Raw genomic sequence first — 3,537 nt, 5'->3', positions numbered from 1 at the left:
AGGTCGGCCCATCGAAGGAAGGGTGTATGGACCATGCGACTCACAGTGATCAGTGCGGTGGTGCTGCTCAGCCTCGCGACCGGTGCCTGCGGTGCGGGCCAGTCGAGTGACAACTGCTTCGAGAAGGGCAAGAGCTTCGAGGGTGAGGCGCGGCTCTACATCGAGCACAACGCGACCGACGAGGACACCGGCTTCCACGGCATGTTCGACCAGGAGGGCCTGTCGGAGGGCTGCATCGTCACCCCCGACGGCACCGAGGTCATGCTCATCAATCCCACGAAGAAGCTCGACGGACTTGGCATCAACCAGTTCTTCTTCGAGTCCCGCGAGCCACCCAACGCCGAGTACTCCATTGCCGACCTCAAGGCGGACTTCCCCGAGGGGCAGTACCGCATCAGCGGCATCGACTACCAGGGCGAGAAGCGGGTGGGGGAGGCGACGTTCACGCACGCCATCCCGACCGAGCCCAACATCACCGCGCCCAAGATCGTGCCCGAGGAGGAAGGCGCGTCGAACACCCTCGATCCGAAGGACGTGATGGTGCGATGGGATCCCGTGACCGAGACGATCGACGGTGAGTCGGTCACCATCAGCGGCTATGAGGTGATCGTCACCAAGGCCGAGCACGAGGACCCGCACGGACTCTCACGACCGGAGTACGACGTCCACGTCGGTCCAGACATGACCGAGCTCTCGGTGCCCGACGAGTTCTTCGAGCCCAAGACCCTCTACGAGCTCGAGGTGCTCGCCCTCGAGGAGTCCGGCAACCAGACCATCAGCGTCGGCTTCTTCACCACCAGCTGAGCTCTGTGCCCCCGGAGATGATCGGGCTAGGGAGTGGGTGAGAAGGGCTCGGTCCCCGGGACCAGCGCCAGACCGGCGATGCCGGAGTTGGCCTGGGCGAACGCCAGCTCCTTGTTCATGTCACCGACCCCGTTGGACCCCGCCAACGGTGCGATCTGGACGGTGGACAAGGTGCCGAGTGCCCGGCCCTGTCCGTCGAGGAAGGCGCTTCCCGAGTCGCCCGGGATGCCGGGAGTCGCGGTGTAGACCGGGTGCGTCCAGCCACCACCGCTGGTGCCGAGGCTGGTTCCGGTCTTGGGTGAGAGCGGCTCGACGCCGGCACGAAGGCTGGAGTTGCCGAAGGAGTAGACCCGCTCTCCGGTGGGTGCGCCGGTGGTGTTGAGACCGGTCGGGCCGCCCCAGTGCGGCAGCGAGGGGTTGACCTTCGCGACGTCGGCGGCGTCGACCTTGACCAGGGCGAAGTCGTTGAAGTCGCAGGCGTTCGCATCAGTGGTGCCGGCCTGCTGCATCGAGAGCCAGGAGCTGTAGACGAGAGTTCCGCCCCCGACCGTCGTGCCCCCGACCGGGGAGCCACCCTCGACGAAGTCGACCTTGGTACCCAGCGGCAGCGAGCCCGCGTCACAGCCGTTCGTGTCGGTCGCCGCCCCAGTGCCTGCGCAGTGCGCGGCGTAGCCGACGTAGGTGTTTCCCGCGGCATCGTCGAACACGAAGTTCGCGGTGCACTGTGCGCCATCGGTGTACATCTGCACGCCGGGGTGGATCTGGGCGGTGTCGGCCGGCGCGTACACGCCGGCGGAGCCCGAGGCCTCGGCCTGCGTGGTCATGGCGGCGACTGCGGCGCCGGCGAGGATGGCGCTGGCGCCCACTGCAACGAGGCTGCGGATCTGGATGGTCTGCATGGGTCCCTTCCCCAGACCTCCACGCGGAAGTCGTCATCTCAAACGACGTATGACCACGAAAGTCACGCGAACGAGAACGCCTCGGGAGGATTCGCACGGTGCGACGGTGGTGATCAGATGGCCGAGAAGGCTGTCTGACCTGCAGTCTTGCCGGGGGCGATCATGCTCGTCGTGGGTTCTCGGAGTTGGCGAGCCGCACGCGCTCGAACGCGTCAGCGATGATTCGTGCTTCCTCGTCGGTGAGGTGTTGAGTCACACGCTGGCGTATGCCGGCGAGATGAATGCGCGCCGCGGTGCGGAAGGTCTTCTCGCCTTGCTTCGTGAGCGTGATCCGCACTGCTCGGCGGTCGGCCGGATCCGGTGCTCGTTGGACCAGTGACCGCTTCTCCAGGCGGTCGACGAGCGACGTCAGTCCGGCCTTGCTCAACACGATCTCGCGGGCCAGCTCGGACATCTGGATCCCTGCATTGCCGGATTCGAAGACATGCAGGAGCACGTCGTACACCTGGATGTCGATGTCGGTCTGCGAGCGAAAGTCATCGTCGAACGCTGCTTTGACGGTCCCGGTGGCCTGCATGACGGCGCGCCAAGCACGACGGCCGACGTCGCTCACATCGCCGCGGTTGCGATCGGGGCCTTGACCCGAACCGGCGATACTGTTAGCGTCCGAATTATTCATTCTCAAACTATCTGTTGTGTGACTATCAGTGATAGGAACATATCACGGGGGATCACCTGGTGGCCGCATCGAGCGAAAGGTGCCGGCGATGGGAACGATCGCAGTCATAGGAGCCAGCGGGAACATCGGCAGCCGAGTGGTCGCGGGTCTGGCATCCGGGGGTCGGCCGGTTCGCGCGATCACGCGCACACCGATTGCGGGACACGACGGCGTCGAGGTGCACGCCGCCGACCTGACGAACATCGACGACGCCGTGGCAGCCCTCGAGGGCGTGTCGGCCGTCTACCTCACGCCCCCCGAGGGCGGTGACGACCCGACGGGGCTGGAGCTGGCGGTCTGCAACAACGTGATCGAGGCGGCAGCCAAGCACGCCGTGGAGCACGTCGTCATGCACACCGCTGTGCGCGCGGATCGCGGCGACACCGGCGCCCGCGTCCTCGACAACAAGACCACGATCGAGCGCGCTCTCGCCGACTCCGGCCTGGGCTACACGATCCTCCGTCCGGCCTGGTTCATGCAGAACCTCTGGGCCGCTCGCGACTACCTCCAGAACGGTGTCGTCAGCTTGCCGTGGCCCGGGGACATGGTGTGGGCCGCGACCGACATCAACGACATCGTGGACGCCGCGATCCGATTCCTCGACCAGGGGCCCGCCAACCGGAGCTTCGACATCCACGTTCCCGGCGGCATCACCGGACATCAGATCGCCACCGCGGCCAGCACGGTGCTCGGGCACGAGGTGACCTATCAGCCGGCGGGTGTCTCGACGCGTGACTACGTCGGGACCTTTCCCTTTTCGGAGCCGCACCGGGAGATGTACGTCGAGCTCTTCGACTACTTCATCTCGACGACCTACCTCGGTGACCCACAGCCGATCACCGAGGCGTTGCCGGGGTTCAGAATCCGCGGTTTAGAGGACTTCCTCCGTCACGAGCTGTTCACTGACAACTGACACACATGACCTCGGGGTCTGGGACAACGAACGAAACCGCATCCACACCAGAAGGAGAACCACCATGTACGTGATGGCCATCAACCACGACGTCGAGGACTACCAGACCTGGAAGAACGTCTTCGACAGCTTCCCGCCCGCCAAGGGCGGCGCCCGCTTCCACCGCCTCAACCGGAACATCGAGAACGACAACAACATCACCA

General features: G+C 65.4%; 4 protein-coding genes. 2 read left to right on the top strand and 2 right to left on the bottom strand.

The genetic code is table 11. From position 1 onward, the window contains the following. Nucleotides 1-804: hypothetical protein (locus ACRDPN_RS10440; RefSeq protein WP_431447388.1), on the top strand; the 804-nt coding region annotated here is incomplete at its 5' end. A 26-nt stretch (nt 805-830) separates the two neighbouring features. Here the strand turns inward: ACRDPN_RS10440 and ACRDPN_RS10435 are convergent. After that, nucleotides 831-1,703, bottom strand: a complete 873-nt coding sequence (locus ACRDPN_RS10435; RefSeq protein ID WP_431447387.1) for a hypothetical protein — start codon at nt 1,701-1,703, stop codon at nt 831-833. A 160-nt stretch (nt 1,704-1,863) separates the two neighbouring features. Next, nucleotides 1,864-2,316, bottom strand: a complete 453-nt coding sequence (locus ACRDPN_RS10430; RefSeq protein WP_431447386.1) for a MarR family winged helix-turn-helix transcriptional regulator — start codon at nt 2,314-2,316, stop codon at nt 1,864-1,866. A 154-nt stretch (nt 2,317-2,470) separates the two neighbouring features. Here ACRDPN_RS10430 and ACRDPN_RS10425 point away from each other — a divergent pair, with 154 nt between their 5' ends. Then, on the top strand, nt 2,471-3,334 hold the full coding sequence (locus ACRDPN_RS10425) for an SDR family oxidoreductase (protein ID WP_431447385.1): 864 nt from the start codon (nt 2,471-2,473) through the stop codon (nt 3,332-3,334). The last annotated feature ends 203 nt before the right edge of the window (nt 3,335-3,537 follow it).

The sequence above is a fragment of the Aeromicrobium sp. genome, from assembly GCF_050700635.1.
Taxonomy (GTDB): domain Bacteria; phylum Actinomycetota; class Actinomycetes; order Propionibacteriales; family Nocardioidaceae; genus Aeromicrobium.
Note: the sequence above shows the minus strand (reverse complement) of the source record. Positions and strands in the feature narration are given on the sequence as shown.

Excerpts from the sequence above, each read along its gene's own strand:
- ACRDPN_RS10435 (WP_431447387.1), bottom strand. The coding sequence starts at position 1,703 with ATGCAGACCATCCAGATCCGCAGCCTCGTTGCAGTGGGCGCCAGCGCC.
- ACRDPN_RS10425 (WP_431447385.1), top strand. The coding sequence starts at position 2,471 with ATGGGAACGATCGCAGTCATAGGAGCCAGCGGGAACATCGGCAGCCGA.